Genomic DNA, 22,717 nt, shown 5'->3' with positions numbered 1-22,717 from the left:
CAATGGATTTCGTTACTACGGCCCTCGACTATCTGCTCGGCATCCCCTTCCTCGGTTGGGGCGTGCAGATCGGTTTCATCTACAAGGCCCTGGCCTTGCTGGTTGCCCTGCTTGTCTTCACGGCCTTCATCCTTCTCGCCGACCGTAAGATCTGGGCTGCCGTCCAGATGCGCCGCGGTCCCAACGTCGTCGGTCCTTTCGGCCTTCTGCAGTCCTTCGCTGACTTGCTGAAGTTCGTCTTCAAGGAGCCGATCATTCCGGCCGGCGCCGACAAGGCCCTGTTCCTGCTCGCGCCGCTCCTGACTGCCACGCTGGCTCTCGCCGGCTGGGCCGTCGTGCCGGTCGACAATGGCTGGGCCATGGCCAATATCAACATTGGCATCCTGTACCTGCTCGGCATTTCCTCGCTCGGCGTCTATGGCGTGATCATCGGCGGCTGGGCCTCGAACTCGAAGTACCCCTTCTTCGGCTCGCTTCGCGCTGCCGCCCAGATGGTGTCCTACGAAGTCTCGATCGGCCTCGTCATCATCACCGTGCTGCTCTGCGTCGGTTCGCTGAACCTGAATGACATCGTCGTCGCGCAGAAGGAAATGGGCCTCGCCCACATGCTCGGCGTGCCGTGGCTCTCGTTCCTGAACTGGTTCTGGATCCCGCTCTTCCCGATGTTCGTGATTTTCTACATTTCGGCTCTCGCCGAAACCAACCGTCCGCCGTTCGACTTGGCAGAAGGTGAATCCGAACTCGTCGCCGGCTTCATGACCGAATATTCGGCTTCGCCCTACATGCTCTTCATGCTTGGCGAATACATCTCGATCCTCCTGATGTGCGCCATGACCACCATCCTGTTCATGGGTGGCTGGGCTGCGCCGATCGATCTGCCGCCCTTTACCTGGATCCCGGGTGTCATCTGGTTCTTCATCAAGCTGAGCCTGGTGTTCTTCATGTTCGCGATGGCCAAGTCCATCGTGCCCCGTTACCGCTATGACCAGCTCATGCGGATCGGTTGGAAGCTGTTCCTGCCGCTCTCGCTGATCATGGTCGTGATCGTCGCCTTCGTCCTCAAGCTCACGGGCTGGGGTTGGCACGGAGGAATCGTCTGATGCGCGCTGCACAAGTCGTCAACACGCTCCTGCTCAAGGAGTTCGTATCGGCCTTCTTCCTGGCCATGCGCTACTTCTTCTCGCCGAAGCCGACCATCAACTACCCCTTCGAAAAGGGTCCGGTGTCGCCCCGCTTCCGCGGTGAGCATGCCCTGCGCCGTTATCCCAATGGCGAAGAGCGTTGCATTGCCTGCAAGCTGTGCGAAGCCATCTGCCCGGCCCAGGCCATCACCATCGAGGCCGGCCCGCGCCAGAACGACGGCACCCGCCGTACCGTGCGCTACGACATCGACATGGTGAAGTGCATCTATTGCGGCTTCTGCCAGGAAGCCTGCCCGGTGGACGCCATCGTCGAAGGCCCGAACTTCGAATTCGCAACTGAAACGCGCGAAGAGCTCTACTTCTCCAAAGAGAAGCTTCTTGAAAACGGCGATCGTTGGGAGCGTGAAATCGCCTCCAACCTTGCAGCCGACGCGCCTTACCGCTGAGAGGGAAGAGGATGACCCTTCCACTATTCTTTTTCTACCTCTTCTCGGCGGTTGCTGTCGTCTCGGCCTTCATGGTCATTTCGGCGCGCAACCCCGTGCATGCGGTGCTGTTTCTCATCCTGACCTTCGTCAATGGCGCAGGTCTCTTCATGCTGGCCGGCGCCGAGTTCCTCGCGCTGATCCTGATCGTCGTCTATGTGGGCGCGGTCGCCGTGCTCTTCCTCTTCGTCGTCATGATGCTCGACATCGACTTCGCTGAAATGCGCCAGGGCATGCTGCAATATGCGCCCATCGGCATTCTGGTGGGGGTGATCCTGCTGCTCGAGCTGCTGCTCGTTGCCGGCAGCTTCTTCATCTCGCCAGAAGTCGCGAGCGGGTCGGGTCTGCCGATCGATGCGGCCATGGACAATACGCGTCAGCTCGGTCTCGTGCTGTACACGCGCTACTTCTTCCTGTTCCAGGGTGCTGGTGCAATTCTGCTGGTCGCCATGATTGGTGCCATCGTGCTCACGCTGCGTCACCGCGCGTCGGCAAAGCGCCAGGATCCGATCAAGCAGGTTGCTCGTCAGGCGAGCGAGACGCTGAAGGTCGTCAAGGTCAAGAGCGGTCAGGGGCTATAGGGGTTTATCATGGGCTTGGAAATCGGGCTCGGTCACTACCTGACCGTTGCAGCCATCCTGTTCACGCTTGGCGTGTTCGGCATCTTTCTCAACCGCAAGAACGTCATCGTCATCCTGATGTCGGTGGAATTGATCCTGCTTGCGGTCAATCTGAACTTCGTGGCCTTCAGCGCCCACTTGGCTGATTTGCAGGGCCAGGTCTTCGCGCTGATGATCCTCACCGTGGCTGCTGCTGAAGCCGCCATCGGTCTGGCCATCCTGGTCATTTTCTATCGCAACCGTGGTTCCATCGCGGTTGAAGACGCCAATCTGATGAAGGGCTAAGAGCACCGCTATGATCATTCAGGCGATTGTTTTCCTGCCCCTCATCGGGGCGCTTATTGCCGGCCTTTTGGGCCGGTCCATCGGCCACCGGCCATCTGAGTTCATCACCACCGGCCTGCTGCTCATCGCAGCAGTGCTGAGCTGGTTCGTGTTCATCCCCGTCGCCTTTGGTGATGGCCTTGTCGGCGCCGTGGGCGATGGTCATACGGCCGTGCTCAAGGTCGAAGTCATGCGCTGGATCCAGGTCGGCGACATGGACCTGCGCTGGACCCTGCGTGTCGACACGCTCACCGCCATCATGCTGGTGGTCGTGAACACGGTTTCGGCCCTCGTGCACGTCTACTCGATCGGCTACATGAGCGAGGATCCGCATCGTTCGCGCTTCTTCGCGTACCTTTCGCTCTTCACCTTCGCCATGCTCATGCTGGTGACAGCTGACAACTTCCTCCAGATGTTCTTCGGCTGGGAAGGCGTGGGTCTGGCGTCCTACCTGCTGATCGGCTTCTGGTACACCAAGCCCTCGGCAACCGCCGCCGCCATGAAGGCCTTCATCGTCAACCGCGTCGGTGACTTCGGCTTTGCGCTCGGCATCTTCGGCGCTTTCCTCGTGCTCGGTCACATCGATTTCGACGGCGCCTTCCACGCTGCCGACGAATTCGCGACCACCGGCCTGCCGGTCATCAAGTTCCTCTCCTGGAACCTCGATGCCATGACCGTCGTCTGCCTGCTGCTCTTCATGGGCGCCATGGGTAAGTCGGCGCAGTTCCTGCTGCACACCTGGCTTCCTGACGCCATGGAAGGCCCGACCCCGGTGTCGGCGCTCATCCATGCGGCAACCATGGTCACGGCCGGCGTCTTCATGGTCGCCCGTTTCTCGCCACTGTTCGAGCTTTCGCCTTTCGCCCTCAATGTCGTGATCGTCATCGGCGCCATCACCGCTTTCTTCGCGGCGACCGTCGGCCTCGTCCAGAACGACATCAAGCGCGTCATCGCCTACTCGACCTGTTCGCAGCTCGGCTACATGTTCGTCGCGCTCGGGGCAGGGGCCTATTCGGCCGGTATCTTCCACCTCTTCACCCACGCCTTCTTCAAGGCTCTGTTGTTCCTCGGCGCCGGCGCGGTCATCCATGCCATGCACCATGAGCAGGATATGCGGAACATGGGTGGCCTGCGGAAGAAGATCCCGATCACCTATGCGATGATGCTCATCGGTACCCTCGCTCTCACCGGCGTCGGCATCCCGGGCACCAACTTCGGCTTCGCCGGCTTCTTCTCCAAGGACTCGATCATTGAAGCGGCCTATGCGGTCGGCGGCAATATCGGCAGCTTCGCCTTCTGGCTCCTGGTGATCGCGGCTCTGTTCACGAGCTTCTATTCCTGGCGCCTTGTCCACCTGACCTTCCACGGCACGCCGCGCGAAGCCGCTCATGGCCACGACGATCACGCTCATGACGATCATGCGCATGATGATCACGCCCATGATGATCATGGGCACGGCCACCACGGCTCGGCGTATGACAATGCTCATGAAGCGCCCAACGTCATGCTGGTACCGCTCTATGTGCTGGCTGTCGGTGCGGTCCTGGCTGGTGTGGTCTTCTACGGCATGTTCTTCCATGACGTTGAGCACATCGAGCACTTCTTCGCCGGTTCGATCTTCATCGACCACGAGATCATCGAGGCCGCGCACCATGTGCCGACCTGGGTGAAGTGGAGCGCCACGGCGTCCATGATCATCGGCTTCGTCGCCGCCTGGTACATGTACATCCGTCGTCCGGATATCCCGGGCAAGCTGGCCGCCACCAATCCGGGGCTCTACCAGTTCCTCTTGAATAAGTGGTACTTCGACGAACTGTACAACACGATCTTCGTGCGCCCCGCGCTCTGGATCGGCCGCGCCATCTGGCATGGGTTCGATGACTGGCTGGTCGACGGCAAGATCGCCGAGGGCCTCGGCCGTCGCGTTCAGAACGTCACCTCCTGGGTTGTGAAACTCCAGTCCGGCTACCTCTATCACTATGCCTTCGCCATGCTGATCGGCATCGCGGCGCTGCTGACCTGGGCCATCGCGGCCGGGGGACTGATCTGATGACCTTCGAGAACTCTATCCTCTCAATCGTGACCTTCCTGCCGCTCCTCGGCGCGGCACTGGTTCTGGTCACGCCCAAGACGGCGCTTAACGCGATCCGCTGGACGGCCCTGGTGACGACCCTCGTCACCCTGGCCCTCTCGCTCTGGATCTGGGCGGCATTCGATGCCTCCAATCCGGGCTTCCAGTTCGTGGTCAACTATCCCTGGCTGGGCGACAGCATCGGTTACCGCGTCGGCGTCGACGGCATTTCCGTGCTCTTCGTGGTGCTCTCGGCTCTCCTGATGCCGTTCTGCATCCTTGCGAGCTGGGAAGCCATCGACAAGCGCGTCAAGGAATACATGCTGGTCTTCCTGATCCTGGAAGTCCTCATGATCGGCGTGTTCACCACGCTCGATCTCGCCATGTTCTATGTCTTCTTCGAAGGCACCCTGCTGCCGATGTTCCTCATCATCGGTATCTGGGGCGGCAAGCGCCGCATCCAGGCGAGCTACAAGTTCTTCTTCTACACCTTCATCGGCTCCGTCCTGATGCTCCTGGCCATCATGGCCATGTACTGGAACGCCGGCACCACCGACATTTCGCGCCTGCTGACCCACCAGTTCCCGGAAAGCATGCAGATTTGGCTCTGGCTGGCCTTCTTCGCCTCGCTGGCGGTCAAGATGCCGATGTGGCCGTTCCACCGCTGGCTGCCTGAAGCCCACGTGGAAGCCCCGACTGCCGGTTCCGTCATTCTGGCGGCAATCCTGCTAAAGCTTGGCGGCTACGGCTTCCTGCGCTTTTCCCTGCCCATGTTCCCCGATGCCTCGGCCCAGCTCTCGAACTTCGTGTTCGTGCTCTCGGTCGCTGCCATCATCATCACTTCGCTGGTCGCCCTCGTTCAGACCGACATCAAGAAGCTCATCGCTTACTCGTCGGTCGCGCACATGGGTTTCGTCACCATGGGTATCTTCGCGGGCAACGCGTTGGGCATCCAGGGCGCCATGTTCCAGATGATCTCGCATGGTCTGGTCTCCGGCGCGCTCTTCCTTTCGGTTGGCGTCATCTATGACCGCATGCACACTCGCGACATCGAAGCCTATGGCGGCCTTGTCGAGCGCATGCCGCGCTATGCCTTCGCCTTCATGGTCTTCACCATGGCGAACGTCGGCCTTCCGGGTACTTCGGGCTTCGTCGGTGAATTCCTCACCATGCTCGGCGTCTTCCAGGTCAATACCTGGGTGGCCTTCGGCGCTGCCTTCGGCGTGATCTTCTCGGCCGGCTATGCCCTTTGGCTCTATCGCCGCGTCGTGTTCGGTGCACTCACCAAGGAAAGCCTCAAGGGCATTCTCGATCTGAACCTGCGCGAAAAGATCATTCTCTACCCGCTGATCGTGCTGATCATCGTGTTCGGCTTCTACCCGTCGCCGATCCTCGATACGACGGCCGCTTCGGTCAACAATCTGGTGTCGCACTACGCCACCTCGATTGGCCTCGACCCTGCCGTTTCCCTGGCTGATGCCCGGGCCCCCCTCGAATACGCCGCGCCCACGGGCGAGGGCCGCGCCGGCCGCAGAACATGCGGCCGAGCCTGCTGCGCACTAGGAGAGCACCGTGAACTCTGACGTTATTGATTTCGCGAGCGTTGCGCCAGCTTATCCCGAACTGCTGATGGCAGTCGGCGCCCTGGTCCTTGTGATCCTGGGCGTCGCCATCAACAAGGAGAAGTCGGCCCTCATCTCCTGGCTCGCCGTCCTGCTGATCGCCGCCACCGGTGTCGTCGCTCTGTTGAATCCCGCCGATGCGGTTCTGTTCAACGGCGTCTTCATCGCCGATGCCTTCGGCCGCTATATGAAGCTGCTGGTTCTCGGCGGTGCTGCGCTTTCGCTCATCCTCGCCATGCCGAATTCCGAGACAAACGGGGTCCACAAGTTCGAATATTCGATCCTGGCCGTCCTCGCGACGCTGGGCATGATGATCATGGTGTCGGCTAACGACCTCATGAGCCTCTATATCGGTCTTGAACTGCAGTCCCTGGCGCTCTACGTCATGGCCGCCATCAAGCGCGACGACAAACGCGCCTCTGAAGCGGGCCTGAAGTACTTCGTCCTCGGCGCCCTCTCCTCGGGCATGCTGCTCTACGGTGCCTCGCTGGTCTATGGCTTCACCGGCCATACCAACCTCACCGAGATCGTCGGCGCCATCGCCATGGAAGGCCGTTCCATTGGCCTCGTCTTCGGCATGGTGTTCCTGCTGGCCGGCGTTGCCTTCAAGATTTCGGCCGTGCCGTTCCACATGTGGACGCCGGACGTTTATGAAGGCGCCCCGACGCCCGTGACGGCCTTCTTCGCCATGGCTCCCAAGGTGGCCGCCATGTCGCTGATGATCCGTCTGGTCATGGATACCTTCCAGCCGATCTCGCACGATTGGCAGCAGGTCGTGATCTTCCTCTCGATCGCCTCCATGGTCCTCGCTGCTTTCGCAGCCATCGGCCAGAAGTCGATTAAGCGACTGATCGCGTACTCCTCGATCGGTCACGTCGGCTTCGCCCTCGTCGGCCTCTCCTCGGGCACCCAGGTCGGTGTCGAAGGCGTCGCGATCTACATGGCGATCTACGTCACCATGACCGCCGGCCTCTTCGCCTGCATCCTGTCGCTGCGCACCGAAGACGGTTACGTCGAGAACATCGAAGACCTCGCCGGCGCCGCCCAGACGCGTCCCTTCGTCGCCGCCATCATGGCGATCCTGATGTTCTCGCTGATCGGCATGCCGCCGCTCGCCGGGTTCTTCGCCAAGTGGCACGTCTTCCTCGCCGCCATCGAAGCCAACCTCTATGTCCTCTCGGTCATCGGCGTTCTGGCCTCGGCAGTGAGCGCGTACTACTACCTGCGCGTCGTCAAGACGATGTACTTCGACGAACCGAAGTCGACCTTCATCGCGGTCCCGAATGAGCTCAACATCATTCTCGCGGTCAGTGCCTTCTTGGTCGTTACGTACTACTTCAGTGTTGGCAGTGTGCTAACCAATTGGGCACACATTGCCGCGGGAAGCCTGTTCTAGGTGGCCGAGTTTTCACTCGGCCCAAAGGCCCGGTCTGCCGGTTATCGGCTGGCCGGGTTCGATGAAATAGGGTCCACCAATTCAGAAGCGCTCGCGGCCGCCGCCGCGGGCGATCAAGGCGGCGTCTGGTTCGCCGCTCTCAAGCAGACCGCCGGCCGTGGCCGCCGCGGACGCGCCTGGGAAAGCCCTTCCGGCAACCTCGCCGCCAGCCTCCTCATTGTCCCCGACGCCGATGCCAACGTCTTGGCAACACTGGGCTTTGTCGCCGGCGTCGCCATGCAGAACGCCTTCGCGCGTATCCTGCCGCAAGGGGCCGTCCGCATCGGCATCGACGGCGCTGACGCCATGAACGGCTCCGGCCGCGTCGCGCTCAAATGGCCCAATGACGTTCTCGCCGACGGCGCAAAAGTCGCCGGCATCCTGCTTGAAATGGGCAAGACCGCCGACGGCCGCCACGCAATCGTCATCGGCATCGGTGTCAATGTCATTGCGGCCCCCACCGGTTTGCCCTATCCCGCTACCAGCCTTAGAGATCTTGGCTACGAGCGCAGCGCCGAAGACGTCTTCGAAGCGCTCTCCGAAGCTTGGGTCGATGCCTTCTCCCTCTGGAACGAAGGCACTGGAATCACTGAGATTTTGAACCAGTGGCGCGGTTCGGCCGCGGGCATCGGTGCCCCGGTCGCTGTCTCGCAGGACGGTGTTATCAGGCGAGGAATTTTTGAAACCATCGACTCGTCCGGTCGACTGGTCATGCGCGACGACGATGGCGCGCGGATCGTGATCACGGCCGGCGATGTGCATTTTGGGGCAACGGCCAGCGCCCGAAGCTGACCACAACATCTGCGCGACGACCAGCGACCAAAGATCGCCAGGCGCCGCGCGCAAAAAGGAAAAAGAAAACCCATGGCTAAGAACCAAAGGGATGAACTCGTCTTTGTGCCCCTCGGGGGCGTCGGCGAGATCGGCATGAATATGGGCGCCTATGGCTTTGGCCCCGAAAAATCCCGCAAGTGGGTCGTCGTCGATTGCGGCGTCAGCTTCGGTGGGCCGGACCTGCCGGGCATCGAACTCATCATGGCAAACCCCGAATTTCTCGAGGAAAATGCCGATGACGTCCTCGCCCTGATCCTCACCCACAGCCACGAAGACCACTACGGCGCCGTGCTCGATCTCTGGCCCGTCTTCGACAAGCCGGTTTATGCGACGCCCTTCACCGCCGCCATGCTGGCGGCCAAGCGGGCAGGGGACGGCATCGTCGAAAACGTCGACGTCCGCATCATGCGCACCGGCAAGCCGTTCGACATCGGTCCCTTCAAGATCGAAGCGATCAACGTCGCCCACTCGATCCCCGAATCCAACAGCCTGCTCATCACGACCCCCGTTGGCCGTGTTCTGCACACCGGCGACTGGAAGCTCGATCCGACGCCCGTTGTCAGCGCCCCGACTGACGTGGAACGCTTCAAGGCCATCGGCACCGAATCCGACCTGCCGCTGGCGCTGATCTGCGATTCCACCAATGCCCTCAAGGACGGCGAAAGCCCGAGCGAAGCCGAAATCGGCGCAACGCTCGCCGCCCTCATCGCCGAGGCCCCCAATCGCGTCGCTGTCACCACCTTCGCCTCGAACGTCGGTCGCGTCGTCTCCATCGTCCGGGCCGCCCATCAGGCCGGACGTCAGGTCGTTCTCTCCGGCCGTTCGCTGCACCGCATCATGGGCATCGCCAAGGAACTCGGCATGCTCGAGGGCCTGCCGACCCTGCATGACCAGGATGCCTACAAGACTATCGCCCGCAACAAGTGCGTGCTGATCTGCACCGGCAGCCAGGGCGAAGCCCGCGCCGCCATCGCCCGCATTGCGCGCGGCGAGCACCCGGTCATCGATCTCAATGCTGGCGACCGCATGATCTTCTCGTCCTGGGCCATCCCCGGCAATGAACGCGAAGTCATCGACATCCAGAACCTGCTCATCGACAAGGGCATCGAAGTCATCACCCAGAACGACGCGCTCGTTCACGTCACCGGCCACCCGCGCCGCGACGAACTGCGCCGCCTCTATTCCTGGGTAAAGCCGCAGGTGCTCGTGCCTGTGCATGGCGAAGCAACCCATCTTGCCGCCCACGCCAAGCTCGGCCGCGAAGAAGGCATTCCCAATGTCTGCGAAGCCCGCAACGGCGACATGGTCCGGCTCTTCCCAGAGCCCATGGCCTATCCCGCCGAAGTGCGCACCGGCGAGCTCTATCTCGACGGCCTCGTGCTCTGCACGCCCGAGGAATCAGGCGTAAAGGGCCGTCGCCGCCTGTCCTTCGGCGGCATGATCATCGTCAGCCTCGCGGTCAATTCCAGTGGTCAGGTCGTTTCCGGCCCGGACTATGTCATCGAGGGCCTGCCCGAGACCGAAGACGAGTCGCTGGTGGAACTGGTGGAAGACACCGTCACCAACACCATCAAGAGCCTGCCGCCCAAGCGCCGCACGGATCCCGATGTGTTCTCGTCGGCGCTCTTCAAGGCTATCCGCAACGAAGTGAATGGTTTCTGGGGCCGCAAGCCCAACGTGAACGTCTTCGTACACAGGGTCTGACGCCATGCAGTGGGGATCGATCGCCGCAGTCTTCTTCGTCGTCTGGTGGCTCTGCTTCGTCGCAGTGCTTCCCATCGGCGCACGGAGCCATCACGAAACCGGCGAAGCGCTCGTGCCGGGCGCCGATCCCGGCTCCCCGGTCGCCCCGCGCATGGGACGAAAGCTGCTGATCGCCACCGGCCTCGCCATATTCTTCACGGCGCTACTGCTCTGGGTGCTCACCAACGAAACGCTGATGGCCTACTGGAATCGGTAGGCCGCTCCCTCGCTCAAACGCGCGGGCTCCAGTGGGATGCTAAATCACACACCGGCTGTCACCCCGGCGAAGGCCGGGGCCCATCCTGACATCTCAAGATAGACCTCGGATCTACGTCGAAAGCTGCGAACTGCTCGGCTCTTTGATTTCCATCCACGATGTCATTCCCGCGAAAGCGGGAACCCCTGTTTTGAAACGGAGGTCCCCGCTTTCGCGGGGATGACACCGAGTAAGCCAGCAGAACAGCGCGCTTTCCAAGCGAAGCGTCCGCCTTAATAGGGGACTATCGCGACTGTGGTGGCGGCCTCAACTTCTACTTCTTCTTTGCCGCACCGACCGCGTGCACATGCGCCATGGTAAGCGCCGCAGCGACATCATCCTCTGTCGCCTTCGCCAGCCAAATCGTCGTCCAGCCCTGACGCCCCCAGCCATTGTCGATCGCCTGAAACACCTCCGGCGCAAGCTGGCATTTGAATTCCTGCTCGTCCGGCGTGAATTTCAGGTTTGCGCTCAATCCATCGGCCGCAAGCGTCGCAAACGTGCGTTTCACCTTGAACGCCGTGCGGTCAAAATGCGGCCCGCTCGTCGCGCCGGGCAGGGCAAGGGCAATTCTTGTGAAACTTTCAGAGTCAGCCATTACGTCTTGATTCCGAAATAAAAAAGCAGGGCACAAAGGCCCTGCTTTATAGTTGAATCGACAATACGTTGGTCTTAGGCTCGCTCTACAGCGTGCGGCCAACGCTCCTCCCTTGACGTTGTCGACCGTTGGCGGTTGGACCGCCTTCGTTTTATTGTGACAGGAACCTAACAACACATTTTCTTCCTGTCACGCAGATTCTGCATAGCTTGCATGCTTGAATCGTATGGACGGTTGGGCTCTGAGTGGGCATCAACAAAAGTCTTGAGTCGAAGCACGAATTTCGGAGTTCCCATGCGCCTTTCCCGCTATTTTCTGCCGGTTCTGCGCGACGTTCCAAAGGAAGCCGAGATCGTCTCGCATCGGCTGATGCTGCGCGCCGGCATGATCCGTCAGCAGGCCTCCGGCCTCTATTCCTGGCTGCCCATGGGCTACAAGGTGCTGATGAAGGTCCAGAAGATCATCGAAGAGGAGCAGAACCGCTCCGGCGCGATCGAGCTTCTGATGCCGACCATCCAGTCCGCCGATCTCTGGCGCGAATCGGGCCGCTACGATGCCTACGGCAAGGAAATGCTGCGCATCGAAGATCGCCACGAGCGCGAATTCCTCTATGGCCCGACCAATGAGGAAATGATCACCGACATTTTCCGCACCTATGTGAAGTCCTACAAGGACCTGCCGCTGAACCTCTACCACATCCAGTGGAAGTTCCGCGACGAGGTGCGTCCCCGCTTCGGCACCATGCGTTCGCGCGAATTCCTGATGAAGGACGCCTATTCCTTCGATCTCGACAAGGACCGCGCCGTCGCCGCCTACGAACGCATGTTCGTTGCGTACCTCCGCACCTATGCCCGCATGGGCCTCACCGCCATTCCGATGCGCGCCGATACCGGCCCGATCGGTGGCGACCTCAGCCATGAGTGGATCATTCTGGCCGACACCGGCGAAAGCCAGGTCTTCTGTCATCGTGACCTGCTGGACAAAACCATTCCCGGCCAGGACACCGATTTCCGCGGCGACCTGAAACCCATCTTCAACGATTGGACCTCGCTCTACGCCGCCACCGAGGACATGGTTGACCATGCCGAGTTCGAAGCCTCCGTGCCGGAAGACAAGCGCGTCTCCGCTAGGGGTATCGAAGTCGGCCACATCTTCTATTTCGGCACGAAATATTCCGAGCCGATGAAGGCATCGGTCACCGGCAATGACGGCAAGGAAACCATCGTCCACATGGGTTCCTACGGCATCGGCCTGACCCGTGTCGTCCCGGCCATCATCGAAGCCAGCCACGACGAAAACGGCATCATCTGGCCGGTCTCCGTCGCGCCCTTCGAAGCGGTACTGATCAACCTCAAGGCCGGCGATGCCGACACCGATGCCGCCTGCGACAAGCTCTATGCCGAGCTGACCGCAGCCGGTCTCGACATGCTCTATGACGATCGCGACCAGCCCGCCGGCTCGAAGTTCGCCACGGCCGATCTCGTCGGCATCCCGTACCAGATTATCCTTGGGCCACGCGGCCTTAAATCGGGCGAAGTTGAGATCAAACATCGCAAGACTGGCGAGCGCGAGACGCTGCCGCTCGCCAATGCGGTCGAGCGTCTCAAGGGCCTTATCGAACCTCAGCGGATGAACGACATTTGACCCTTAGCGCGCAGCAAGCCCCGGCCGGCCGATCCACTCGGCCCTTCGCCCGGTTTGAGTGGATGATTGCTGGGCGCTATTTGCGCGCGAGGCGGAAGGAGGCGTTCATCTCGGTGATCGCCAGCCTCACCATGGTCGGCGTGGCGATCGGCGTCGCGACGCTGATCGTCGTCATGTCCGTCATGAACGGTTTTAGAGCCGAACTGCTCACCAAAATCCTTGGGCTAAACGGCCACTTCACGGCCTTCCCCATCGAGAGCAAGTTCACCGACTACAAGGACGCTGTGACAACCCTCGAGGAAGTCCAGGGCGTCAAATTCGCCGTCTATTACGTTGAAGGCCAGGTCCTCGCCTCCGGTCGCGGCGGCTCGACCGGTGTGTCCGTGCGCGGCATGGATGCGGAAAATCTCGAAAAGCTCGACCTGCTGTTCAACTCGGCAGAGCAGGGCGGTTTCGATAGCTGGGACGAAAACGACGGGATCGCCATCGGTTACCGATTGGCCCAGACGCTCGGCGTCGGCCTCGGCGATCAGGTGCAGATCATCAATCCCGACAGCGGAGCCATGACGCCCTTCGGCTCGACCCCGCAGATCAAGTCCTACCCCGTCCGCACCATCTTCAATCTGGGCATGGTCGAGTTCGATAGCCTCTTTATGTATATGCCGCTGAAGACGGCGCAGGACTATTTCAAGCTCTACGAAGATGTGCTCAAGCCCGGCCAGCCTCCGCTTGACCCCATGGCCTCGGACGAAGAGATCGACGCCGCTTACGAGCGCATCTATCAGGCGACCGCCGCGGAAATCTTCATCGACAACCCCGATGCGATTCCCCTGATGCGCGAGCGTCTTGCGGCAGCTACCAACATCCGCCCCTTCATCCTCACCGATTGGCAGCAGCGCAACGAGACCTTCTTCTCCGCGCTGCAAGTCGAGCGCGTGGTGATGTTCACCATCCTCTCGATGATCGTCCTCGTCGCCGCCTTCAACATCATTTCGAGTCTCGTGATGCTGGTGAAGGACAAGAGCAAGGACATCGCCGTGCTCCGAACCATGGGCGCCACCCGCGGCGCCATCATGCGCATCTTCTCGATCACCGGCACCACCATCGGCGTCGTCGGCACGCTGAGCGGCCTCGTTCTCGGCCTCATCGTCGCCGCCAATGCCGAAGCCATCCGCGCGGCCATTTCCAACACGCTGGGCGTCGCGCTTTTCCCGCCCGAGGTCTTCTTCCTCTCGGCCCTGCCGAGCAAAACGGACCCAACCGAAGTGACTGTCGTGGTCGTCCTGGCCCTGACCCTGAGCTTCCTCGCCACGCTTTATCCCGCCTGGCGCGCGGCCCAATATGATCCCGTCGAGGCGCTCCGTTATGAGTAATTCCTATCTGCGTCTCTCCGGCGTCCATCGTCACTATGGCGAAGGCGCAACCCAGGTACGCGTGCTCGATCAGGCCGACCTCGTCGTCGAAAGTGGCGAACTCGTTGCGCTCGTCGCCCCCTCCGGCGCCGGCAAATCGACGCTCCTACACCTCTGCGGCCTGCTCGAAAGCCCGCAGGCCGGCGAGGTCGAAATCGTCGGCAACAAGACCAGCAAGCTCAGCGATCGCAGCCGTACCCAGCTTCGTCGCAACACGGTGGGCTACGTCTACCAGTTCCACCACCTGTTGCCCGAATTCTCAGCACTCGAAAACGTAACCATGCCGCAACTGATCGCGGGCAAATCGCCTGCCGACGCAGACAAACGCGCCATGGAACTCCTCGACATACTCGGCGTGGCCCCCCGCGCCGCCCATCGTCCCGCCGAACTCTCGGGCGGCGAACAACAGCGCGTCGCCATCGCCCGTGCGGCGGCCAACCACCCGCGTGTCATCCTCGCCGATGAGCCCACCGGCAACCTCGATCCGGACACCAGCGACCTGGTCTTCCAGGCGCTGCAGAGCCTGATCCGCACCGAAGGCGCCGCCGCCCTCATCGCGACACACAATCACGACCTCGCCAAGCGCGCCGACCGCATCGTCACCATCAAGGCCGGCAAGGTCGTTCCGCATAGTCTCTGATGCCTCTCCCTCCGGGTGGAGTGGTCACCGCGAGGCGGTGGGCGAGGGGGCCATCGACAAGCGCGACTGCCGCCTTTCCATCACCGCATCATTCTGGCGAAAGCGGGAATCTCATTGCCCGAAGCAGAGATCCCCGCTTTCGCGGGGATGCTACCGTGGGAGGTGGAGGCAGCACATCTATCCCTCTTATCCCCGCTCTCACTGACAGTGCTATTCTGCCCATCCAACCTCGCACGGACGGTCTGCAGACGACAGTAGCGAGGGGGCCCGGCAGGGGTTCGTCTCCCAGGCACGTTCGGGGCTGGCCGCTTGCGACGAGCGATCAAAAGTCGCCTTAGTTCCCGCCCGAAAAGAGGGCACTCCGGAGCGGTATGCGCTTCATCTACTAAAAACTTCGAGGCGAATACCGCTCCGGGGTCCGTCCACTGCATCTCCGGAAGCCCCTGGCTATCCGGCGCTTCCGCACGTCCGAATCCTGCACGTCGCGACGCGCGGCTTCTAACGAATCCCTAACGCGTTAACCCTGTCCCCGCTTTCCCCGATCATCCCACTGGACCAGAACAAAGAGAAAACATATAAGAACATTATAGCAACACGGGAGCTAAAGATGATTGATTTCCTCAAGGACTTCGCCGCCTTCGTGACCCTCGGTGCCTTCACCATCGGTTCGCTCACCTGGATGGACCTGCTCACGCATTTGGGCTGATCGCCTGTGGATTGGGGGCCGGGTGATTTGACCTCTGGCCCCGACAGGCTAAGACTCCTTTCAGGAGACCTATATGCGCGGCCCCGGCTTCATCCACCTACATGTTCACTCGGCGTTCTCGCTCCTCGAAGGAGCGGTCCAGCTTGAGTCGATTCTCAAACTCGCCGCCGCCGACGCTCAGCCGGCGCTTGGCCTGGCCGATACAGCCAATCTCTTCGGCGCCCTGGAATTCTCCGAGAAGGCGACGAAGAAGGGTATCCAGCCGCTGATCGGCGTCGAACTCGCCATCGACTTCGCCGCCGCCGAAGAGCGTGTCAGCGAACGTGGTCACGTCGCCTGGAACGGTAAATCCAGCGTCGTCATGATGGCCCAGTCCGAAGAGGGCTTTGCCAATCTCTCGCGCCTCGTTTCCCGCGCCTATATGCAGGGCGAAAACGGCCTTGCCCGCGCCAAGCTCGATTGGCTGACGCCCGATTCCCTCGCCGGCATGATCTGCCTGTCCGGCGGCCCCGAAGGCGCCATTGACATGCCCTTCGCCCATGGGCAGGACGCCAACGCCATCCGCCGCCTCGATCGCCTCGCCGATCTCTTCGGCGATCGCTTCTATATCGAATTGCAGCGCCACGGCCGCGCGCAGGAAGTCACTGTCGAGCCGCGCCTGATCGACTACGCCTATCGCAAGGGCATCCCGCTGGTCGCCACCAACGAGCCCTTCTTCAAGTCCGCCAAGGAATATGAAGCGCACGACGCGCTCCTCGCCATTGCCGGCAGTTCCGTTCTGGCTCAGACCGAACGCCGAAAGCTCAACGACCAGTACTATTTCAAGACCCGCGCGGAGATGATCGAGCTTTTTGCCGACATCCCCGAAGCACTCGATTCCACCATCGAGATTGCCCGCCGCGTCGCCTACCGCCCGCGCACGCGCGGCCCCATCCTGCCAAAATTCGCTGCCGGCTCGCACGATACCGAAGAGGCCGTCGTCGCCGCCGAAGCTGCGGCATTGCGTGAGATTTCGGTTACCGGTCTGAATGCCCGTCTCGCCGCCCATGGCCCTGGCCCCGGCAAGACCGAACAGGAATATCGCGAGCGTCTCGATTTCGAGTTGGGCGTCATCGAGAAGATGAAGTTTCCTGGCTACTTCCTCATCGTGGCCGACTTTATCCAATGGGCCAAGGCGCAGGGCATTCCGGTGGGGCCGGGCCGCGGTTCCGGTGCTGGTTCGCTTGTGGCCTATGCCACCACCATCACTGACCTCGATCCGCTGCGCTACAATCTGCTGTTCGAACGCTTCCTCAATCCTGAGCGCGTCTCGATGCCCGACTTCGATATCGACTTCTGCCAGGACCGGCGCGAAGAAGTCATCGAATACGTGCAGAAGAAGTATGGCGCCGAGCAGGTGGCGCAGATCATCACCTTCGGTTCGCTCCAGGCGCGCGCCGTGCTGCGCGACGTCGGTCGAGTGCTGCAGATGCCTTACGGGCAGGTCGACCGCATCTGTAAGCTCGTGCCAGCCAATCCGGCCGATCCCTGGACCATCGAGCGCACCATGAACGAGGTGCCGCAGTTCAAGCAGATGGCCGAAGAAGACGAAACCGTCGGCCAGCTCGTCGAAATCGCCAAGTCCCTCGAAGGCCTGTTCCGCCACGCGTCGACGCACGCCGCCGGCATCGTGATCGGCGATCGCCCGCTGCAAGAGCTGCTACCGCTTTATCGCGATCCGCGCTCCGAAATGCCGGTCACGCAGTACAACCTGAAATGGGTTGAGCCGGCCGGCCTCGTGAAGTTCGACTTCCTCGGCCTCAAGACCCTGACGACGATCCAGTACGCGGTCGAGATGGTGCGCAAGCGTGGCGTCGAGATCGACATCGACACCATCCCTATCGACGACGCAGCCACTTACAATCTTTACGCGCGTGGCGACACCTACGGCATCTTCCAGTTTGAAAGTGGCGGCATGCGCCGGGCCCTGATGGACCTCAAGCCCGACCGCATCGAAGATCTCATCGCTATGAACGCGCTCTATCGGCCTGGTCCGATGGACAACATCCCGAGCTTCATCGATCGTAAGCATGGTCGCGAGGAGGTGGAGTATCCCCACCCCAAGCTGAGCGAAGTGCTCGACGAAACCTATGGCATCATCGTCTACCAGGAGCAGGTGATGCAGATCGCCCAGCTCCTGTCGGGCTATTCGCTCGGCGAAGCCGACATGCTGCGCCGCGCCATGGGCAAGAAGATCAAGGCGGAAATGGACAATCAGCGCGTCCGCTTCCGCGAGGGTTCCGGCCCCCAAGGGGTCAGCGAAGCGCTGGCCGATCAGATTTTCGATCTTCTCGCAAAGTTCGCCAACTACGGATTCAACAAGAGCCACGCGGCCGCCTACGCCTGGGTGTCCTATCAGACCGCCTATCTCAAGCAGCATTTCCCGCATGAATTCTATGCGGCCTCGATGACGCTCGATATGGCGCAGACCGACAAGCTGTCGGATTTCCGCCGCGAGGCCGGCAAGAAGAAGATCGAGGTCGTTCCACCCTGCGTGAATGCCTCTGAAGTCGTCTTCTCGGTGAAAAACGACCGCATCCACTACGGCCTCTCCGCCGTGAAGGGCGTCGGTCGTGCCGTTGCCGAGCACATCGTCGAAGTCCGTGGCGACAAGCCGTTCAAGGATCTGGGCGACTTTGCCCGCCGCGTTGATCCCAAGGCGATCAACAAGCGTACGCTTGAAACCCTCGTCAATGCCGGCGCCTTCGACTCGCTGGTCGAGCGTCGCGAAATTGCCTTCGCTGCCATGGACCAGGTTGTGGGCACCGCCCAGGCCCTGACCACGGAGCGCAACGAAGGCCAGTGGAACATGTTCGCCTCGAGTGAACCTGAACCATTCCGCCTGCCCACCAGCGTCCCCGCCTGGAATTCCACCGAGCGGGCCGACCGTGAACTCTCGGCCATCGGCTTTCACCTCTCGGCCCATCCGCTCGATGCTTATTCCGACCTCTTCGAGCGCCTTCGCGTCCAGCGCTGGAGCGATTTCGAGCGTGCGGTGAAGGACGGCGCCTCAGCCGGACGTATGGCTGGAACCATCTCGTCGCGTAACGACAGGCGAACGCGTAAAGGCACGCCGATGATGATCCTGAGCCTCTCGGATCAGAGCGGCACCTTTGAAGTCATCGCCTTTTCCGAGCAGATCACCCAGTTCGGCGCCATCCTGCAGCCGGGCAATTCGGTGATCCTCGAAGTCGGCGCTCAAGAGCGCGCGGAAGGCATCAGTCTCATGCTCAACGGCGCCAAGCCCATCGAAGGGCTGGCAGAAAGCATCGACCGACGCCTTACTATCTTCACCGCGAGCGAGAAGGCTCTCGGACCGGTAAGCGCCCAACTGAAGCGCGGCGGCAATGGTACGGTGAGTTTCGTGGTGATCCGCGACGCCGGCGCCCGCGAGTACGAAATCGAACTCCCCGGCAAGTATTCCGTCAGCGCCGAAGTCGCCGGCGGCATCAAGGCGCTCGATGGGATCACCGACGTCCGGTTCAATTAGGGTAGGGGCCAGACAAGCGCAGAGGAGGTGAGCGCAAAGCTCTTCCTCCTCCGCTCAGGGGCTTTCACCCTGTAGCCCCACGTCCGGGCGCGGGTCCATGTGGAAGCAACGAGTAATCCACGGATCGGTTCGTTGACGATCCCGTGAGTGACTTTGGCGGGTTGCGCTCGGGTAAGAGTTCGCTTATATCGCCCACGCGTCCAGCAGTTTGGCTGGCGCGATCTCACACACGAAGCAGGCCCTCCGTTTGGAGTGCCATCCGGTGGCGGGCAACCGTCGCAAGGCTTCGTGGAGGCATCAACCGGTAAAGGAATACCAAATGGCTCTGCCAGAATTCTCCATGCGCCAGCTCCTCGAAGCAGGCGTGCACTTCGGCCACCAGAAGCACCGCTGGAACCCGAAGATGGAACGCTTCATTTTCGGCGTTCGCAACGACATTCACATTCTCGACCTGTCGCAGACCGTGCCGGCCCTGAGCCGCGCCCTGCAGCTCGTGTCCGACACCGTTGCCGATGGCGGCCGCGTGCTCTTCGTCGGCACCAAGCGTCAGGCTGCCCCGCTCGTTGCTGAAGCTGCCAAGCAGTCCGCTCAGTACTACGTCAACTCCCGCTGGCTCGGCGGCACGCTGACCAACTGGCAGACGATCTCGAACTCCATCTCGCGTCTGCGCGAACTGGAATCGATGAGCGAAGAAGACCTGAACCTGCGCACCAAGAAAGAGCGCCTGATGATGTCCCGCGAGCAGGAGCGTCTTGAGCGCGACCTCGGCGGCATCAAGGACATGGGCAACGTTCCCTCGCTCCTCTTCGTGATTGACACCAACAAGGAAGCCAACGCCATCAAGGAAGCCCGTCGCCTGGGCATCCCGGTCGTTGCCATCGTCGACACCAATTGCGATCCGGACGTGGTCGACTACGCCATCCCGGGCAATGACGACGCCAGCCGCGCTCTCGAGCTCTATGTCTCGCTGATCTCGCGCGCTGCCCTCGACGGTATCGGTCGCTCGTCGAGCGCTCTCGGCCAGGATCTCGGCGCTTCTTCGGAAGCTCCGGCTGAAGATCTTCCGGGCGAAGGCGCAGCTGTCAACTAAGTCCGGTATGTCCGGAATCGTTTGAACGAAACTATGCGGCCCCAGTCTGGGGCCGCCGAAAGGTGAACCCATGGAAATCACTGCTGCACTGGTTAAGCAGCTCCGCGACTCGACCGGCGTCGGGATGATGGACTGCAAGAAGGCTCTGGCCGAAACCAATGGCGACATGGAAGCTGCCGTCGATTGGCTGCGCACCCGTGGCCTCGCCAAGGCCGCCAAGAAGGCTGACCGCGTTGCCGCGGAAGGTCTGGTCGGCGTTGCAACCTCCGGCACCAAGGCTGCTGTCGTCGAAGTCAACTCTGAGACCGACTTCGTTGCCCGCAACGAGCAGTTCCAGAACATCGTTGGCTCGATTGCCAAGCTCGCTCTTGACGCTGATGGTGATGTCGCCAAGCTCGGCGAAATGCCGTTCCCCGGCGCTGGTCACTCGGTCCAGGCCGAACTGACTGAAGCCATCGCCAAGATCGGCGAAAACATGAACCTGCGCCGCACGCTGACCGTTTCGGTCGCCGATGGCGTGGTGGAAAGCTACGTGCACAACGCCGTCAAGGCTGGCCTGGGCAAGATCGGTATTCTGGTCGCCCTCGAGTCCACCGGCGATAAGGCTGCCCTGTCCGCTCTCGGCAAGCAGCTTGCCATGCACATCGCCGCCACCAACCCGCTGGCGATCGACTCCAGCGAGCTGGATCAGGACGTAGTGGCTCGTGAACGCGCCATCATCCTCGAGCAGGTCAAGGAATCGGGCAAGCCCGCCGACATCGCCGAGAAGATGGTCGAAGGCCGCCTGCGCAAGTACTACGAGGAAGTCACTCTCCTCGCTCAGACCTTCGTGATCGACGGTGAGACCAAGGTCGCCGACGCCATCAAGACGGCCGAGAAGGACGTTGGCGCCCCGATCAAGCTGACCAAGTTCGTGCGCTATGCGCTCGGCGAAGGCATTGAAAAGGTCGAAACCGACTTCGCAGCCGAAGTCGCCGCGACCGCAGGCGTCAAGGCCTGATGACTTTTGGACGGGCCTCAATGGCCCGTCCATCGCTCTCCAGTGCGGCTGGATCGAGCTTCATAAGTTTTACATTTACTTCCTGCGTGGCTTAGCCTTCAGCTTGTGGCAGTTTTGCCCTAGTGTCCCGAAGGTCTTGCAGAGTCGCGAGCCCGCAGTCTCACATGAGGTCTTCCGATGGCGTCGAGCTACAAGCGCATTCTGCTCAAGGTTTCGGGCGAGGCGCTGGCGGGAGATAACTCCTTCGGCATCGAGCCGCCCTTTCTGCAGGCCGTAGCCAAGCAGATCGCCGACGCGGCACGCTCCGGCATCCAGGTTGCCATCGTCGTCGGTGGCGGCAATATCTTCCGCGGCATGGCCGGCGCTGCCGACGGCACCGATCGCGTCACTGCCGACCTGATGGGCATGCTGGGCACCATGATCAATGCCCTCGCTCTGTCCAACGCCATTACCCGCCAGGGCGTGAAGTCAAAACCCTTCAGCGCCGCGACCATGCCGTCCGTGGCTGATACCTTCACCGCACGCGACGCCAAGCAGGCGCTTGAAGAAGGTTTCGTGGTCGTCCTCGGTGGTGGCACCGGCAATCCGTTCTTCACGACCGATACCGCCGCTACGCTCCGTGCTATCGAGCTTGAATGCGATGTCGTGCTCAAGGGGACCAAGGTCGACGGCGTCTATTCCGATGACCCTAAGAAGAACCCCGATGCCGTCCGCTATTCGCAGATTGGCTATGACGAAGTCATCGCCCGCAATTTGAAGGTGATGGATACGGCTGCATTCGCGCTTGCCCGCGACAGCCACATGCCCATTATTGTATATGCTCTCGATGAGCCTGCTGGCCTTTCCGGCATCCTGGAAGGCAAGGGACTGTCTACTCGAGTTGGCGACCCGATTTAGGGCAGGGCGGTTTTCGCCCATTGCACCTTCCCGGTGCGAGTTTAATAGAGAAGCGCGCCCCATGCTGGCAGCGCCAAATGACTGGAAGGACCACGGCAATGGCCTATGATCTCACCGACATCAAGAACCGCATGCAGAAGTCGATCGGCTCGCTCAAGGACGAACTGGTGGGCCTGCGCACCGGCCGCGCCAGCGCCAGCCTGCTGGAGCCGGTGACGGTTGAGGCCTATGGTTCGCGCACGCCGCTTAGCCAGCTCGCTACCGTGACCGTTCCGGAGCCGCGCATGCTCTCCGTGCAGGTCTGGGACCGCGGCTTGGCCAACGCTGTTGAAAAGGCCATCCGCGACAGCGGCCTCGGCCTTAACCCGATGGGCGAAGGCCAGGTCATCCGCGTTCCGCTTCCGGAACTCAACGAGCAGCGCCGCAAGGAACTCGCCAAGGTCGCTCACACCTATGCCGAACAGGCACGCGTTGCAGTGCGCCATATTCGTCGCGATGGCATGGACGCCTTGAAAAAGGCGGAGAAGGACGGCGACATGAGCCAGGACGACGCCAAGAAGCAGACTGAGCTCGTGCAGAAGGCTACCGACGACGCCGTCAAGGAGATCGATGCGATCGTGGCGGCCAAGGAACAGGAAATCATGCAGGTCTAGGGACCTGCATGGAACG

Annotated in this window: 19 protein-coding genes; 18 read left to right on the top strand and 1 reads right to left on the bottom strand. The window is 61.5% G+C overall.

Annotation, left to right across the window (positions count from 1 at the left end):
- The first annotated feature begins 2 nt into the window (after positions 1-2).
- The 10 genes from nuoH to NVV77_RS08440 all read left to right on the top strand — a co-directional run bounded on the left by nuoH (position 3) and on the right by NVV77_RS08440 (position 10,493).
- Positions 3-1,100, top strand: coding sequence for an NADH-quinone oxidoreductase subunit NuoH (nuoH, locus tag NVV77_RS08485; protein ID WP_295412089.1), 1,098 nt, complete (start codon positions 3-5; stop codon positions 1,098-1,100).
- The gene (gene nuoI, locus NVV77_RS08480) at positions 1,100-1,588 is read left to right on the top strand and encodes an NADH-quinone oxidoreductase subunit NuoI (protein ID WP_295412087.1); all 489 of its coding nucleotides are present in this window, start codon (positions 1,100-1,102) and stop codon (positions 1,586-1,588) included. Before nuoH ends, nuoI begins: the two co-directional genes overlap by 1 nt.
- A gap of 11 nt (positions 1,589-1,599) precedes the next feature.
- Positions 1,600-2,208: an NADH-quinone oxidoreductase subunit J gene (locus tag NVV77_RS08475; protein WP_295412085.1), complete on the top strand. Its 609-nt coding sequence runs from the start codon at positions 1,600-1,602 to the stop codon at positions 2,206-2,208.
- A gap of 15 nt (positions 2,209-2,223) precedes the next feature.
- A complete protein-coding gene (nuoK, locus tag NVV77_RS08470; RefSeq protein ID WP_295412284.1) occupies positions 2,224-2,532 on the top strand; it encodes an NADH-quinone oxidoreductase subunit NuoK in 309 nt (102 codons plus the stop codon).
- Positions 2,533-2,542: 10 nt separating this feature from the next.
- The gene (gene nuoL / locus NVV77_RS08465; RefSeq protein WP_295412083.1) at positions 2,543-4,621 is read left to right on the top strand and encodes an NADH-quinone oxidoreductase subunit L; all 2,079 of its coding nucleotides are present in this window, start codon (positions 2,543-2,545) and stop codon (positions 4,619-4,621) included.
- Positions 4,621-6,225, top strand: coding sequence for an NADH-quinone oxidoreductase subunit M (locus tag NVV77_RS08460; RefSeq protein ID WP_295412081.1), 1,605 nt, complete (start codon positions 4,621-4,623; stop codon positions 6,223-6,225). The genes nuoL and NVV77_RS08460 overlap by 1 nt, the downstream gene beginning before the upstream one ends.
- The gene (gene nuoN, locus NVV77_RS08455; RefSeq protein WP_295412079.1) at positions 6,215-7,660 is read left to right on the top strand and encodes an NADH-quinone oxidoreductase subunit NuoN; all 1,446 of its coding nucleotides are present in this window, start codon (positions 6,215-6,217) and stop codon (positions 7,658-7,660) included. The genes NVV77_RS08460 and nuoN overlap by 11 nt, the downstream gene beginning before the upstream one ends.
- Entirely contained in the window at positions 7,661-8,491 is an 831-nt protein-coding gene (locus tag NVV77_RS08450) for a biotin--[acetyl-CoA-carboxylase] ligase (RefSeq protein ID WP_295412077.1), read from the top strand. It abuts the gene before it with no gap.
- Between the two features lie 72 nt (positions 8,492-8,563).
- Positions 8,564-10,237, top strand: a complete 1,674-nt coding sequence (locus NVV77_RS08445; RefSeq protein WP_295412075.1) for a ribonuclease J — start codon at positions 8,564-8,566, stop codon at positions 10,235-10,237.
- 4 nt (positions 10,238-10,241) lie between these two features.
- Positions 10,242-10,493 (top strand): DUF1467 family protein, encoded by a 252-nt coding sequence (locus NVV77_RS08440; RefSeq protein WP_035078957.1) that lies wholly within the window; start codon positions 10,242-10,244, stop codon positions 10,491-10,493.
- Between the two features lie 313 nt (positions 10,494-10,806).
- Here NVV77_RS08440 and NVV77_RS08435 read toward each other — a convergent pair whose 3' ends face one another.
- Complete coding sequence (locus NVV77_RS08435; protein WP_295412073.1) at positions 10,807-11,130, bottom strand: MmcQ/YjbR family DNA-binding protein; 324 nt, start codon at positions 11,128-11,130, stop codon at positions 10,807-10,809.
- A 294-nt stretch (positions 11,131-11,424) separates the two neighbouring features.
- Between NVV77_RS08435 and proS the strand changes: the two genes are divergently transcribed.
- The 8 genes from proS (at position 11,425) to frr (ending at position 22,701) form a co-directional block, all read left to right on the top strand.
- Positions 11,425-12,774: a proline--tRNA ligase gene (gene proS, locus NVV77_RS08430; RefSeq protein ID WP_295412072.1), complete on the top strand. Its 1,350-nt coding sequence runs from the start codon at positions 11,425-11,427 to the stop codon at positions 12,772-12,774.
- 62 nt (positions 12,775-12,836) lie between these two features.
- Positions 12,837-14,147 (top strand): FtsX-like permease family protein, encoded by a 1,311-nt coding sequence (locus NVV77_RS08425; RefSeq protein ID WP_295412071.1) that lies wholly within the window; start codon positions 12,837-12,839, stop codon positions 14,145-14,147.
- Complete coding sequence (locus NVV77_RS08420; protein ID WP_295412069.1) at positions 14,140-14,826, top strand: ABC transporter ATP-binding protein; 687 nt, start codon at positions 14,140-14,142, stop codon at positions 14,824-14,826. Before NVV77_RS08425 ends, NVV77_RS08420 begins: the two co-directional genes overlap by 8 nt.
- Positions 14,827-15,605: 779 nt before the next feature.
- On the top strand, positions 15,606-19,061 hold the full coding sequence (gene dnaE, locus NVV77_RS08415) for a DNA polymerase III subunit alpha (protein ID WP_295412068.1): 3,456 nt from the start codon (positions 15,606-15,608) through the stop codon (positions 19,059-19,061).
- Positions 19,062-19,380: 319 nt separating this feature from the next.
- Positions 19,381-20,151 (top strand): 30S ribosomal protein S2, encoded by a 771-nt coding sequence (rpsB, locus tag NVV77_RS08410; protein ID WP_295412067.1) that lies wholly within the window; start codon positions 19,381-19,383, stop codon positions 20,149-20,151.
- Positions 20,152-20,221: 70 nt separating this feature from the next.
- A complete protein-coding gene (gene tsf, locus NVV77_RS08405; protein WP_295412066.1) occupies positions 20,222-21,151 on the top strand; it encodes a translation elongation factor Ts in 930 nt (309 codons plus the stop codon).
- A gap of 177 nt (positions 21,152-21,328) precedes the next feature.
- On the top strand, positions 21,329-22,048 hold the full coding sequence (pyrH, locus tag NVV77_RS08400) for a UMP kinase (protein ID WP_295412065.1): 720 nt from the start codon (positions 21,329-21,331) through the stop codon (positions 22,046-22,048).
- Between the two features lie 77 nt (positions 22,049-22,125).
- Positions 22,126-22,701 (top strand): ribosome recycling factor, encoded by a 576-nt coding sequence (gene frr / locus NVV77_RS08395; protein ID WP_295412064.1) that lies wholly within the window; start codon positions 22,126-22,128, stop codon positions 22,699-22,701.
- Positions 22,702-22,717 lie beyond the last annotated feature (16 nt).

The organism is Devosia sp. (assembly GCF_024707125.1).
Classification (GTDB): domain Bacteria; phylum Pseudomonadota; class Alphaproteobacteria; order Rhizobiales; family Devosiaceae; genus Devosia.
This window is presented reverse-complemented; position numbering and strand designations above follow the sequence as displayed.